Annotated in this window: 11 protein-coding genes and 1 tRNA gene; 4 read left to right on the top strand and 8 right to left on the bottom strand. The window is 67.0% G+C overall.

Annotation, left to right across the window (positions count from 1 at the left end; translation table 11 throughout):
- Positions 1 to 552 precede the first annotated feature (552 nt).
- From AC1RM6_RS08825 to AC1RM6_RS08815, 3 genes are all read right to left on the bottom strand, one after another.
- Complete coding sequence (locus tag AC1RM6_RS08825) at positions 553 to 2820, bottom strand: ribonuclease R family protein (protein WP_493100199.1); 2268 nt, start codon at positions 2818 to 2820, stop codon at positions 553 to 555.
- Between the two features lie 88 nt (positions 2821 to 2908).
- On the bottom strand, positions 2909 to 4021 hold the full coding sequence (gene wecB / locus AC1RM6_RS08820; protein ID WP_493100197.1) for a non-hydrolyzing UDP-N-acetylglucosamine 2-epimerase: 1113 nt from the start codon (positions 4019 to 4021) through the stop codon (positions 2909 to 2911).
- A gap of 93 nt (positions 4022 to 4114) precedes the next feature.
- Complete coding sequence (locus AC1RM6_RS08815; RefSeq protein ID WP_493100195.1) at positions 4115 to 5206, bottom strand: cation diffusion facilitator family transporter; 1092 nt, start codon at positions 5204 to 5206, stop codon at positions 4115 to 4117.
- A gap of 94 nt (positions 5207 to 5300) precedes the next feature.
- Here AC1RM6_RS08815 and AC1RM6_RS08810 point away from each other — a divergent pair, with 94 nt between their 5' ends.
- Positions 5301 to 6080 carry a GDSL-type esterase/lipase family protein gene (locus tag AC1RM6_RS08810; RefSeq protein WP_493100193.1) on the top strand — a complete coding sequence of 260 codons (780 nt, stop codon included), beginning with the start codon at positions 5301 to 5303 and terminating at the stop codon, positions 6078 to 6080.
- A gap of 43 nt (positions 6081 to 6123) precedes the next feature.
- Here the strand turns inward: AC1RM6_RS08810 and AC1RM6_RS08805 are convergent, their stop codons facing one another.
- On the bottom strand, positions 6124 to 6942 hold the full coding sequence (locus tag AC1RM6_RS08805; RefSeq protein WP_493100192.1) for an outer membrane protein: 819 nt from the start codon (positions 6940 to 6942) through the stop codon (positions 6124 to 6126).
- A 154-nt stretch (positions 6943 to 7096) separates the two neighbouring features.
- The gene (locus tag AC1RM6_RS08800) at positions 7097 to 7690 is read right to left on the bottom strand and encodes a TetR/AcrR family transcriptional regulator (protein ID WP_493100190.1); all 594 of its coding nucleotides are present in this window, start codon (positions 7688 to 7690) and stop codon (positions 7097 to 7099) included.
- 127 nt (positions 7691 to 7817) lie between these two features.
- Here AC1RM6_RS08800 and AC1RM6_RS08795 point away from each other — a divergent pair, with 127 nt between their 5' ends.
- On the top strand, positions 7818 to 8531 hold the full coding sequence (locus AC1RM6_RS08795; RefSeq protein ID WP_493100188.1) for a Coq4 family protein: 714 nt from the start codon (positions 7818 to 7820) through the stop codon (positions 8529 to 8531).
- Between the two features lie 101 nt (positions 8532 to 8632).
- On the opposite strand, the gene AC1RM6_RS08790 is transcribed toward AC1RM6_RS08795, so the two are convergent.
- A tRNA-Thr gene (locus AC1RM6_RS08790) sits at positions 8633 to 8707 on the bottom strand.
- A gap of 56 nt (positions 8708 to 8763) precedes the next feature.
- Between AC1RM6_RS08790 and AC1RM6_RS08785 the strand changes: the two genes are divergently transcribed.
- Positions 8764 to 8982, top strand: coding sequence for a hypothetical protein (locus AC1RM6_RS08785; RefSeq protein ID WP_493100186.1), 219 nt, complete (start codon positions 8764 to 8766; stop codon positions 8980 to 8982).
- On the opposite strand, the gene AC1RM6_RS08780 is transcribed toward AC1RM6_RS08785, so the two are convergent.
- A complete protein-coding gene (locus tag AC1RM6_RS08780) occupies positions 8976 to 9470 on the bottom strand; it encodes a CAP domain-containing protein (RefSeq protein ID WP_493100184.1) in 495 nt (164 codons plus the stop codon). The genes AC1RM6_RS08785 and AC1RM6_RS08780 overlap by 7 nt on opposite strands.
- Before the next feature lie 189 nt (positions 9471 to 9659).
- Positions 9660 to 11441, bottom strand: coding sequence for an aminopeptidase P family protein (locus AC1RM6_RS08775; RefSeq protein ID WP_493100182.1), 1782 nt, complete (start codon positions 11439 to 11441; stop codon positions 9660 to 9662).
- On the opposite strand from AC1RM6_RS08775, the gene AC1RM6_RS08770 reads away from it, so the two are divergent.
- On the top strand, positions 11349 to 13580 hold the full coding sequence (locus AC1RM6_RS08770) for a S9 family peptidase (protein WP_493100180.1): 2232 nt from the start codon (positions 11349 to 11351) through the stop codon (positions 13578 to 13580). The two genes, AC1RM6_RS08775 and AC1RM6_RS08770, sit on opposite strands and share 93 nt — an antisense overlap.
- Position 13581: the final 1 nt, after the last annotated feature.

Below are 13581 nucleotides of genomic sequence, written 5' to 3'. Positions count from 1 at the left end.
CCACCCAGCCCTCCCCTGGCATCCCCCGATCGCCCACCAACACCGATGGAAAGTGTCCGCCAACGGCTTCCACACGGATATATAAAAACCGCCTTCGGTGCGATATATTTTTAATATCCCGGCGCCACTTCTCGTTTAACGACTCACCCATTCGCAAAACACTCTATCTTCCTTTCAGATATTCAACGACCTCCGATGTTTGCAACATTAAAATCTCCGCTGCCTGCGGTTATATTATTCTATTAATTTATAGCCTTCTCTTCACACCGGCGATATATCGGCAATAGATGCCGCCTTCACGATATTTCATCCGATCCCACGACATGGGAATGCGCGGGATAGCGGAGATATTGATCGACATGGCGCGATGGATATACGAGCGACATCGAATGCGGGATCCAGCTAATTATAGCGATCCACGCCTTCTTCGGAAAACGACTTTGACGCCTCTCCGGCGGCTCTGCCGATCCGACGGCCCGGCGCATCCCCGAATCTACAATCGACTTACCCCGATAGGCCGGCAGCCCCGAAAGGCCCCGTTCTTGCAGTCGCCTATCGCCGCCGGTTGCTGTGCCGGATATTTGCCGGCCGGCCGCGCCGCCCCATCGGCGGGCGCCGGTCCTTGCCGCCGCCGCGCGGCCTCGGCAGGCCGCCCTCGGCATTTTCCAGCTCGAAGCGCAGCGATCCGGTGATCGGACTCGCTTCGACCAGCCGCAGCTTGAGCCGCTGGCCCGACCGGTAGCTTTCGCCGCTGGTCTCGCCGACCAGCGCCTGCGACTTTTCGTCATAGCGGAAAAATTCGCTGCCCAGCGTCGACACCGGCACCAGTCCGTCGCCGCCGATGCTCTCGACCGTCGCGAAGAAACCGAACGGCTGGACCCCGGTGATCCGGGTTTCCATCAGCTCGCCGACATGCTGGCTGAGATAGGCGGCGACATAGCGGTCGATCGTGTCGCGCTCGGCCTCCATCGCGCGGCGTTCGGCCTGGCTGATCGCCTCGCCGAGCACCGTCATCCGCTCGGCCTCGTCCGATGTCAGCGCGGTGGTCGCGGCGATCCCATCGGTGCGGCCGCCGCCATGGAGCACCGGCTTGCCGGCCTCGAGCTTGTAGGCGCCGACCAGCGAGCGGTGGACGAGCAGATCGGCATAGCGCCGGATCGGACTGGTGAAATGGGCGTAGGAGCCGAGCGCCAGCCCGAAATGGCCGGTGTTCTGCGGCGCATAATAGGCCTGGGTCTGCGACCTGAGCACCTGCTCCATGACCTGCGGCCGGATCGCGTCGTCGGTGACCTTGCCGAGGATATGGTTGAAGGTCGACGGCTTGACGACCTGGCCGAGCGCGAACTCGATGTCGAAGGTCGCGAGATAATCCTTGAGCGCGACCAGCTTCTCGCGGCTCGGCGCCTCATGGTCGCGGTACATCACCGGCGCCTTCTTCTTTTCGAGCGCTTTGGCCGCCGCGACATTGGCGGCGATCATATAATCCTCGACCAGCCGGTGCGCATCGAGCCGCTCGCGCGCCGCGACCGACATGATCCGCCCCTTCTCGTCGAGCACCACCCGCCGCTCGGGCAGGTCGAGGTCGAGCGGCTCGCGCTTGTCGCGCGCCTTGGCCAGCGCCGCCCAGCAGGCCCAGAGCGGCCTGAGCGCGACGTCGGTCAGCGGGTGATCGATCCTGCCGTCGATCGCCGCCTGCGCATCCTCATAGGGGATATTGGCGGCGATCCGCACCACCGCGCGGGTGAAGCGCCAGTCCTTGATGACCCCATCGGCGCTGATCGTCAGATGGCAGACCAGAGCGGCGCGATCCTGCCCCTGCTTGAGCGAGCAGATATCGGCCGACAGCGCCTCGGGCAGCATCGGCACCACCCGATCGGGGAAATAGACGCTGTTGCCGCGCTTCTTCGCCTCGCGATCGATCGCCGATCCGGGGCGGACATAGAAGGACACGTCGGCGATCGCGACGATCGCGACGAAGCCGCCCGGATTGGCGGAGTCCTCGTCGGGCGCCGCCCAGATCGCATCGTCATGGTCGCGCGCATCGACCGGATCGATCGCGACGATCGGCACGTCGCGCAGATCCTCGCGATGCTCGCCCAGTTCGAGCCGCGGCACGACCACCGCCTCCTCGAGCGCGGCCTCGGGAAAGACGTCGGGAATGCCGAGCTTGTGGATCGCGACCAGGCTGAAGCTGCGCGGCGCGAATGGATCGCCGAGCCGCTCGACCACCTTCGCGGTGATCCGCGGCGGCCGACCCGCCTTTTCGGCGAGCACCAGATCGCCCGCGCTGGCATCGCCGGCGTCGGACACCAGCGTCTCGCGCCGTTCCTTCTTGTCGACCGGTCGCAGCCACAGCCGGTCGCCGTCGCGGTGGAGGATGCCGAGGATCATCTCCTCGCCGCGCGCCAGCTTCTTCATCGGATGCGCGATCCAGCCGCGCCCGGCCTCTTCGGTCCGCACCAGCAGCCGGTCGCCGACGCCCAGCGCCGGTCCCTTGCGCCCGCGCAGTTCCTTGATGCGAAGCTGCGGCGGCGCGCCCTCGCCATGCCAGGTCTCGGGCACCGCCAGCGGCACGCCCTCGTCGGTGACGTCGGTGACCCGCACCACCGTGACCTTGGGGATGCCACCCATCTGGTGGAAAGCGCGGCCGCGTTCGCTGTCGATCAGCCCTTCGTCGGCCATGTCCTTGAGCAGCGCCTTGAGCTGGATCTTCTCATTGCCCTGCAGCCCGAAGGCCCGCGCGATCTCGCGCTTGCCCGCCGGGGTCGGCGATGTGGTGATGAAGTCGAGGATCTGCTCGCGGGTCGGCAGACCAGGCATGGGAGGCTTGGGCATTCACGATATGTAGAGCCACGCGCGGTCAATAGCGAGCCGCGACGCGCCATCGGCTTTCCGTCGCCGGGCGTCCTCAGCCGAAGGTTCGCCGCCGCAGATCCTCGACGCAGCGTCCGGCGGTCTCGCCATCCCAATATTCGGGACGCTTGCGATCCTGCTTCGGCTGGGCGAGCGCATCCTCGAGCTCGGCAAGCAGCGCCGGCGCCTTGACCAGCCGGGCGGTGCCCTCGCTGATCGTGATCGGCCGCTCGGTGTTGTCGCGCAGGGTCAGGCAGGGAATGCCGAGATAGGTGGTCTCTTCCTGGATGCCGCCCGAATCGGTGATCACCGCCGCCGCGCCCGACACCAGGCTCATGAAGCGGATGTAGGCGGCGGGGCCGACCAGGGTGACCCCGGCAGCCTCGAGCTTCGCGCGACCGGCCTCGCCCAGCCGCTGGTTGGTGCGCGGATGGACCGGGAAGATCAGCGGCAGCCGCGCCTGGACCGCGACCAGCGCCTCGACCAGCTCGGCGAGCTTTTCGGGAACGTCGACATTCGACGGGCGGTGGAGGGTGACGACACCATAGCCGCCCTTGGCATGGCCCAGTTCGGCGGCATAATCGGCGGCCTCGATCGCCGGACGGACCAGCTCATAGCTGTCCATCATGATATTGCCGACCCGGGTGATCCGCTCGGCCGGGATGCCCTCGGCGATCAGATTGGCGTCGGCATCGGGCGACGGGGTCCACAGCACGTCGGCAAGCACGTCGGTGACGAGCCGGTTGAGCTCTTCGGGCATGTCGCGGTCGCGGCTGCGCAGGCCGGCTTCGAGGTGGATCGTCGGGATGCGCAGCTTGCCCGCCGCCATCGCGCAGGCCGCGGTCGAATTGACGTCGCCGACGACGATCAGCCAGTCGGGCCGCTCCTCGGTCGCGAGCTTCTCATAGGCGATCATCACCCGGCCGGTCTGCTCGGCATGGGTGCCCGATCCGATGCCGAGATGATGGTCGGGCGCGGGCAGCCGCAGGTCGGCGAAGATGTCGTCGGACATCGCCGCATCATAATGCTGGCCGGTATGGACGACGATCGGCGTGAAGTCGGGCGCGGCCGACAGCGCATGCCACAGCGGCGCGACCTTCATGAAATTGGGCCGCGCGGCGGCGATCAGATGGACCCGCGCCGGATTTCGCGTGGCGGACGATGACATGGACAAGACGCTCCCCAGATGCGGCTGTGTCGCATGCGGCCTGGCCTGCCTCAAGGATTAAGTGGCTTGCGGGTCGCCGGATGCACCGATCCGTCAGTGGCAGGCGGAACCATGCGCCCCCACCGGCGAACCGTCGGCACAGATGCCGCGCTCGACCTGGAAGGTGCTGTGGGCGATGCCGAAATCCTGACGCATCAGCGCCGCCGTCGACACCAGGAAATCGTCGCCCGCCGCCCCCGCCGGCATCAGCAGATGCGCGGTGAGCGCGACCTCGGTGGTGCTGGTCGGCCAGATATGGAGATGGTGGACCGCGTCGACCCCCGGCAGCCCGGCGAGCCGCGCGGTGACCGCGACCGGGTCGATCCGCCCGGGCACGCCCTGGAGCGACATCGTCAGCGAGTCGCGGAACAGCCCCCAGGTGCCGGCGACGATCACCCCGACGATCAGCAGGCTGATCACCGGGTCGACCCAGGTCAGGCCGGTATAGAGCACGATCAGCCCGGCGATCACCACCCCGGCCGAGACCGCGGCGTCGGCGGCCATGTGCAGGAAGGCCCCCTTGATGTTGATGTCGTCATGGCTGCCGCGCATGAACATCAGCGCGGTGCCGAGGTTGATCGCGATCCCGACCGTAGCGACCGCCATCATCAGCCCGCCCTGGACGGGCGCCGGCTCGAACAGCCGCTCGACCGCGCCGAGCGTGATCGCGCCGCAGGCGATCAGCAGCAGGATCGCGTTGAACAGTGCCGCCAGGATCGACGATCCGCGCAGGCCATAAGTGTAGCGCACCGACGCCGGCCGCTTGGACAGCGTGATCGCCGCCCACGCCATCAGCAGGCCGAGCACGTCGGAGAGATTATGTCCCGCGTCGGCGATCAGCGCGACCGAGTCGGCAAACCAGCCCGCCGCACCCTCGGCGACGACGAAGGCGAGGTTGAGGGTGATGCCGACCGCGAAGGCGCGTCCGAAGGTCGCCGGCGCATGGCTGTGACCATGGCCGCCACCATGGCCGTGGCTATGCCCGTGCCCGTGATGGCCATGGTCGTGCCCATGCTCGTCATGCCCGTGCTCGTCATGCTTATGGTCATGGGCGGCGTGGTCATGATGCCCATGGTCATGCGCGCCATGGTCGTCATGGCGGCCATGCGCGTGCGGCTGGCCATGATCATGGGTGCGGGCGGACATAGTGGGTCTTTGCGGCGAAAGCCCGGACAGGGCAAGCGGTGACGCGCCGCGGCGATTTCGGAATCGGCCGAATCATGCTATATGCGGTCGCGCAATGCGGCGGCGCAGCACTATAGACCTCTTCGGCACCCTGTTCGCCCTGACCGGCGTGGCGCCGCTCCACGCCGCGATGCCCGCGCCGGCGCCGTTGAACACGCCCGGCAAGGCCCCGCCGGCGCTGGCGGCCCCGCTTCCGGTTCCGATTTCACCGTTCGACCGCGAGATCGCCGCCTTTACCGCACGCGACGCGGCCGATGGCGCGATCACGGGATCGACCCTGTTCATCGGCAGCTCGAGCATCCGCCTGTGGAACGTCGCACAGAGCTTCCCGACGGCCGCCGCGATCAACCGCGGCTTCGGCGGATCGACCACCACCGACGTGCTCCATTATTATCCGCAGCTGGTCGGCCGGCTCCATGCCGCCTCGGTGATCGTCTATGTCGGCGAGAATGACGTCGAGCTCGGCGCGACCGCCGACCAGGTGGTCGCCAATGTCGCGACGCTGATGACCAAGCTGCGCCAGGACATGCCCGGCGCGCGGATCGCCTATCTGTCGCTGAAGCCGACCCCTGCCCGCTGGAAGCTGTGGCCGGTGATGGCGGCGATCAACAGCGCGGTGCGGGCGAAGGCGGGCTCGACCAGCTACGACTTCATCGATGTCGGCAGCGTGCTGCTCGATCCGGCCGGCCTGCCCGATCTTCAATATTTTCGCGGTGATCGGCTGCACCTCAACGATCGCGGCTATGCGCTGTGGACGGTGCTGATCGATGCCTGGCTCAAGCCCAGGAAGAAGCTCGACATCCCGGTGCCAGCCGAGCAGGCCGCGCTGCAGTAGGCCAGGACAAGGGAGGAGCGCTCGCGCGCCCCTCCCCGATCGATCAGAAGCGATAGCTCGCGCTGGTCGCGATCGTGTGATAGCCGAACTTCGAGAAGCTGCGGCGGAAGTCGGTGCCCGACGTGTTCTGCACCGTGAACGGGCCACCGACCGCGCCGCCCGACAGGCGAACCCGGAAATCGTCATTCTTGAGGCTGGTGAACAGATAGTTCAGCCCGATCGAGAATTTGCCGATCTTCTGCTCGACGCCGCCGCCATAGCTATAGCCCCAGCCATCCTTGTTGGCGTTGCGCACGGTCACCGTGTTGACGGTGTTCGAGGTCGCGAAGCTGTTGTTGATCCGGCCATAGGCAAGGCCGCCGGTCAGAAAAGCGAGCGTGCCGGTGTCGAACGCATAGCCGGCGCGGCCGCGCAGGCCGGCGGTTTCCTTGAGCTTGGCGCCCATGCGGTAGACCGCGGGCGTCGTGCTGTAGGCGGTGACGGTGCGGGCGATATAGGCGCGGCCGGCCTCGAGCACGCCGCCGACGACGATGCCCGATCCCTCGAACTGATAGTCGTAGCCGCCATGGAGCTTCCAGGTGAAGGCGTTCTTGTCGTCCTTGCAGCCATCGGCCGGGGTGCGGCCTTTCGGGGTGCCGCCGCAGAAGCCCGGCGCGAAATTGGCGAAGGCATCGCCGAAGTTGCCGTCGAGGTTGCGATCGAACGACACCGCTTCCTTGTTGTTCGACGGCGTGAAATTATAGCCGATCTGACCGCCGGCATAGAAACCGGTCCAGTTGGTGTCGCTCTCCTGCGCGGATGCCGCGCCGGCCGCGAAGATGGTGACGGTCAAGGCCGTGGCGGCCAGGATATGAAGACGCATCCTGCGTTCCCTTCTGCTGTTTTGTTTCTAGGGCGAAAATGGTGAACGCCCGCCCCGGGCAGATAGATTGTGACCAACCGTAACGATGTGACCGGCGTCACATGTTTGTTATTTTCACGCAATGAGACGACGCGCCGCTGTCAGCACCGCGGGCTCAGCCCTGCGCGAAAGCGATGATCATCCGCGCCAGCGCGTCTTCGATCTCCGCTTGCGCCGGCACCGCCATGCCCTCGCCCAGGATCATCGCCCGCATCACCCCGGCGAAGGCGTTGGTCAGCACGAAGGCCTCGGCATGGCTGAACGGCCGGTCGCGCGCCTCGCCATCGGGCGGGCCGTACGCGGTCAGGAACGCCACCAACTGCTCGAGCAGCGGCCCGAGCCGGCCGGCGCCCCGATGCAGCGAATGCTCCATCACCAGCCGGTGGACCTGCTGCCGCCCGCCATAGCCCGACGCGACCGCGGCGATGATGGCGGCGATCCGCGCGTCGGGCGGGATGTCGCCCGGCGCGGTCAGCGCGGCGAGCACGCGTTCGGACAGCTCGGCGGTCTCGCGCTCGGCCAGCGCGTCGAGGATCGCCTCCTTGTTGGCGAAATATTGGTAGAGGGTGCCGATGCTCACCCCCGCGGTCTCGGCGACGGCATTGGTGGTCAGCGCCGCCAGCCCGCCCTTGGCGAGCAGCCGCATCGCCGCCTCCAATATGAGTTCGACCTTGACCTGCGCGCGCTGCTGGCGCGGCTTGCGGGGCATAAGCTTCTGAACTTTAGGGTCTTTCATGCCATCCTTCGCGCCCCGCGAATGCGAGTTTGATAATGTGAGCATCACTCATATTAATGTCGGCATCGGCGGCTGCAAGGCCGTCATCGAGGACCGACCCATGACCAGCTATTCGCCATCGATCGACCTGTCCGGCCGCAAGGACTGGCGCGCGGCCTTCGCCGCGCTCGGCCGCCTGCTGTCGAACCCCGACGACACCGCCCAGGTCTTCCGGATCATGCGCGCGCTCAACGCCGGCGCCGCGCGGACCGGCTATGACCGGCTGCTGCGCACTTCCGAGGGCGGCCGCATCGCCTGCCGCGGGGTCGAACTGGCCGAGCTTCTGTCCGATCCCGTCTTCGTCGGCGGCTTCGCGCCGGGCAGCGTCGGCGCCGCATATGCCGCCTTCCTGCAGGCGACCGGCTATTCGGCGCAGGGCCTCGCCGCGGTGAGCCGCAGCGACGACGACGGCCGCGAGGGGCAGCATCCTTATGCCTGGTTCGGCCGGCGGACCCGCGACGTCCATGACATCTGGCACATCCTCACCGGCTATCAGGCCGACGATCCGCTCGGCGAGGCCTGCCTGACCGCCTTCTCCTACGCCCAGACCGGCGGGCTCGGCTGGGCGATGATCGCGGCGGGCGCCGCGGTGCGCGGCCTGCGCGCGGGTTCGCGCCAGGTGGTGAAGGCGATCTGGGAAGGCTATCGCCACGGCCGCCGCGCGGCCTGGCTGCTCGGCGAGGATTATGAGCGGCTGCTCGCCGAACCGCTCACCGCCGCCCGCGCTCGCCTCGGCATCGCCGATCCCGCCGCCTATCGCGCTGCCCTGGCATGATCAGGGCATCGCAAAAGCCGGAATATATGCCGAATTCCGCACATGCCCGTTTTTCCGCCCGGGTCCCCGCAGGGAAAATCAGATTTTGACGGAAAAGATGCTGGTGCTGCCGGTGAGGATTGAACTCACGACCTCAGCCTTACCAAGGATGCGCTCTACCACTGAGCTACGGCAGCATCGCCAGCATGTTGCAGGCGCCGCGAGCGCCGGAGCGCTGCGGGGTGGCGGCCCTATGGACAATGCGAAGGGCCACGTCAAGGCAACTTGCATCGAAGCCGACAGGCTGCCAGTCAAAGCCATGGCCGGCCCGACCCCGACACCCCCCGATCCCCGCGCCGAACGGCTCGCGCAGCAGCTCCGCGCCAATCTGCGCCGCCGCAAGGCCCAGAGCCGCGAACGCGACGATGCCGGCGAGGACAGGCCCGCGCCGGGCGACTCACCGGATCAATAAGGCTTTTCGCCGATCACGTTGCCGCCTTCGAGATAGCGGCAGACGAGGATTTCGTCTTCCTTGCTCGCGGCGATCGCGCAGCCGACCTCGGTCGTCGATTTCCAGATCAGCTGGGTATAATGGCCGACGTCGCGCCAGCGGCCGTTGGTCGCATTCTTCGGGAAGGGGCCGTTGACGAAGATCTTGCGCTCGTCGATCCACAGCCCGACCATCTGCTCGGGGGTGTAATAGCCCTTGGTGCCGCGCCACAGATTCTCGCCCTCGACCTCCTGGCCGTCGTCATAATCGGCGTCCTCGGCATGTTCGAGGCCGTCCATCGAGGTGAGTTCCTCGGCCCATTGCGCGGCGCGCGCGGCGAGCTTGGGGTTCCATTTGAGCGGCGGAATGCCGAGACGGGCGCGTTCGGCATTGTGCGCGGAAAGCAGGCGCGAATCGACGTCCGCCGGAGTCCAGAGCGGCGCCGCTCCGCCCAGCGCGACCCATGCCACCGGCCCCACCAGTGCACGAGCGACAATATGACGCCACCCCAACCGCATTCAGACCGATCCCGCCCCTGACGAGCGACCTGCACCGGGCCGGCCGCCTCTCTTCTCGTCGTGGAAGAACAACGCCTGACCCTGACTTGTTCCGTCAGTCCTAAGCCCGGCGCGGCGCTTCATCAACTGGACATACGGCGATCATAGCGGCGCGGTTGCGGTCCCGAGCCAGGCCAGCGCATCGCCGTCGAGCTGCGGCCCGACAATCGCGGAAACCTGCGCATGATAGCCGTCGATCCACCCGATCTCGTCGGCGGTCAGCATCGCCTTGTCGATCAGCGCGCGCTCATAGGGGGCGAAGGTCAATGTCTCGAATCCGAACATCTGCTTCTCGGCGCCCTCGATCGTAAGCGCGGTGGTCAGGATCAGATTCTCGATTCGGATCCCATATTCGCCGGTCTTGTAATAGCCGGGCTCGTTCGAAAGGATCATCCCCGCCGCCAGCGGCTCGTCGCCGCCACCATAGGTCGCGATCCGCTGCGGACCTTCATGGACCGACAAATAGCTGCCGACGCCGTGGCCGGTGCCATGGGCATAATCGAGCCCGGCCGCCCACAGATATTGCCGCGCGAGGATGTCGAGCTGGCCGCCGCGCGTCCCCTTGGGGAAGACCGCGCGCGCGATCGCGACATGGCCCTTGAGCACCCTCGTATAGCGGTCGCGCATCTCGGCGGTGGGCGTGCCGATCGCGACGGTGCGGGTCACGTCGGTGGTGCCGTCCTGATATTGCCCGCCCGAATCGACGAGGTAGAGCGACCCCGGCAGCAGCGGCCGGTTGGTCTCCTCGCTCGCGCGGTAATGGACCACCGCGCCATTGGGCCCGGCGCCCGAGATCGTGTCGAACGACAGGTCCTTGAGCAGCCCGGTCGCGGCGCGGAAGCCCTCGAGCTTGTCGGAAGCGATCAGCTCGGTGAGTTCGCCCTTGGGCGCCTCGACCGACAGCCAGTGGAGGAAGCGGCTGAGCGCGGCGCCGTCGCGCGCCTGCGCGGCCTTGTGACCGGCGATCTCGGTCTCGTTCTTGATCGCCTTGGGCAGCACCACCGGATCGCGGGTCTCGATCAGGGTCGCACCGCCCTTTTCGAGCGATTCGAAGATCGCCGCGACCGCGCGCTCGGGATCGGCGGCGATGGTCTTGCCCGAAAGCGCGCGCAGCGCCGGCTCGAAATCCTTGCGGTCGTGGAGACGTACCCCGTTGCCGAGATGCTGGCGCACCGCATCGTCGATCTTGTCGGGGGCGACATAGAGGTCGGCGGTGGCGTCGGCATGGACCAGCGCATAGGCCAGCGCGACCGGGGTCCGGTCGACATCGGCGCCGCGGATGTTGAAGGCCCAGGCGATCGAATCGAGCGCGGACAGCACCGCGGCGTCGGCGCCCTTGCTTTCGAGCCAGTCGGCGATCTCGGCGCGCTTGGCCGCCGATCCCTTGCCGGTCAGCGTGTCGGGCTGCACCACCAGCCGCGCCAGCGATGGCGCCGGCTTGTCGGGCCAGACCGCATCGATCGGGTTGGTGTCGACCGCGACCAGCTCGGCGCCCTTGGCCGCGAGCGCCTTCTTCGCCGCGGTCACCCAGCCCTTGGTGTGGAGCCACGGGTCGTAGCCGATGCGGCCGCCATCGGGGGCGTTGCGCTCGAGCCATTCGCTGGTGCTGGTCTGCGGCACCGACTGATAGGACCAATGCTGGCCGTCGACCTGCTCGCGCACCTGCAGCGTATAGCGTCCGTCGACGAAGATCGCCGCCTCGGCCGGCAGCACCACCGCCGCCCCCGCCGACCCCTGGAAGCCGGTCAGCCAAGCGAGCCGCTGGGCATAGGCGCCGACATATTCGCTCATATGTTCGTCGGTCAGCGGCACGACGAAACCGTCGAGCCGGCGGCGGGCCAGTTCCTCGCGCAGCGCCTTCAATCGATCTTCATAGGTGGACATCGCGGACTCGCCTTCTATCTCTGTGCCACCAAGATAAGCGCGCGCGTTCCCGCGCGCCAGCCGGAGCGCCCCGTGCCAGACAATCTGCCCCCTGTTCCCGCCCGTCCCCCCGTCGCCGAGCGCCGTCCCCACAGCTACGAGCGGCACGGCATCAGCGTCGAGGACCCCTATTTCTGGCTCAAGGACCAGAAATATCCGGTGATCGACGAGCCCGACGTGCTCGCCTATCTGCGCGAGGAAAATGGCTATTTCGAAGCGGCGATGGCGCCGCACGCCGATCTGGTCGACACGCTGTTCGCCGAGATGAAGGGGCGCCTCAAGGAGGACGATGCCAGCGTCCCGCAGAAGGACGGCGACTGGCTGTACTGGTGGGCGTTCAAGCCGGGCGGCCAATATCGCATCTGGTACCGCAAGCCCGTCGCAGGCGGCGAGCCCCGGGTTCTGCTCGACGAGCCCGCCGAGGCCGAGGGCCATGACTATTTCCGGCTGCAGGTGCTCAGCGTCAGCCCCGACGGCAAGCTCGCCGCCTGGTCGAGCGACACCAACGGTTCCGAACGTTTCGTGCTCAAGATCCGCGATCTCGCGACCGACACCGACATCGAGACGGTCAGCGCGATCACCAACGGCGCGGTCGCGTGGAGCGCCGATTCGGCGAGCATCGCCTATACCGAAGTCAACGAGAACTGGCGGACCTACCGCGCCCGGCTCCATGTCCTCGGCACCGATCCGGCCGGCGACCCGACCCTCTATGAGGAGGTCGACGACATTGGTTTCAACGTCGGGGTCGGCAAGACCCAGGACGACCAATGGATCGCCCTGTCGACCCACGACCATCAGACCAGCGAAATCCGGCTGGTGCCCGCCGCCGATCCGCTCGCCGCGCCGATCCTGATCGCGCCGCGCCGGGAGAAGCGCGAATATTCGGTCGATAGCGCCCACGGCAAATTGTGGATCCTGACCAACGACGATCATGTCAATTTCCGGATCGCGGTCGCCGACCCGGCCCGACCCGGCGAATGGGAAACCGTGATCGCCGGATCGGACCATGTCTATCTGCGCGGGCTGACCAGCTTCGCGCAGCATCTGGCGATCAGCGAGCGGGTCGATGGGCTCGATCAGATCAGGCTGCGCGCCTATGACGGCAGCGAGCATCGCATCGCCTTTCCCGAGGCGAGCTATACCGCCGCGCTCGGCAGCAATCCCGAATATGATCCGGCCGCCTATCGGCTCGGCTATGCGTCGATGGTCACCCCACAGACGGTCTATGATTACGACCCCGCCGCGCGGACGCTGACCACCCTCAAGGTCCAGGAGATCCCGTCGGGCTACGATCCCTCGCTCTATGCGACCGAGCGGCTGATGGTGACCGCGCGCGACGGCAAGCAGATTCCGGTGTCGGTGGTCTACCGCAAGGCCTTCCCCAAGGACGGCAGCGGCAAGCTGTTCCTCTATGCCTATGGCGCCTATGGCCATGCGATCCCGCCGGGCTTCTCGACGGTGCGGCTGTCGATGGTCGATCGCGGCTGGGCCTATGCGATCGCGCATATCCGCGGCGGCGACGATCTCGGCTATGACTGGTATCTCCAGGGCAAGGCCGAGCAGCGCTGGAACACCTTCCACGATTTCTCCGATGCGGCGAAGGGCCTGATCGACGCCGGCTTCACCCGCGCCGGCAGCATCGCGATCAACGGCGGATCGGCGGGCGGCGAGCTGATGGGGGTGGTTGCCAACACCGATCCCGAGCTGTGGGGGGCGGTGGTCGCCGACGTGCCGTTCGTCGACGTGCTCAACACGATGCAGGACGAGAGCCTGCCGCTGACCCCGGGCGAATGGCCCGAATGGGGCAACCCGATCACCGACAAGGCGGCGTTCGAACTGATCCACAGCTATTCGCCCTATGAGAATGTCGCGGCGAAGGCCTATCCGCCGATGCTGATCACCGGCGGGCTCAACGATCCGCGGGTGACCTATTGGGAGCCGGCGAAATGGGTCGCGGCGCTGCGCCACGCCAAGACCGACGACAATATATTGCTGCTCAAGATCAACATGGGCGCAGGGCATGGCGGCAAGTCGGGGCGCTACGACAGCCTGCGCGAGGATGCCGAGGCCTATGCCTTCGTGCTGACCGAGATGGCATGAT

Source organism: Rhizorhabdus sp. GW822-FHT03C02, assembly GCF_058801765.1.
The sequence above is the reverse complement of the archived record's forward strand: the minus strand, read 5'-3'. Positions and strand labels throughout refer to the sequence as shown.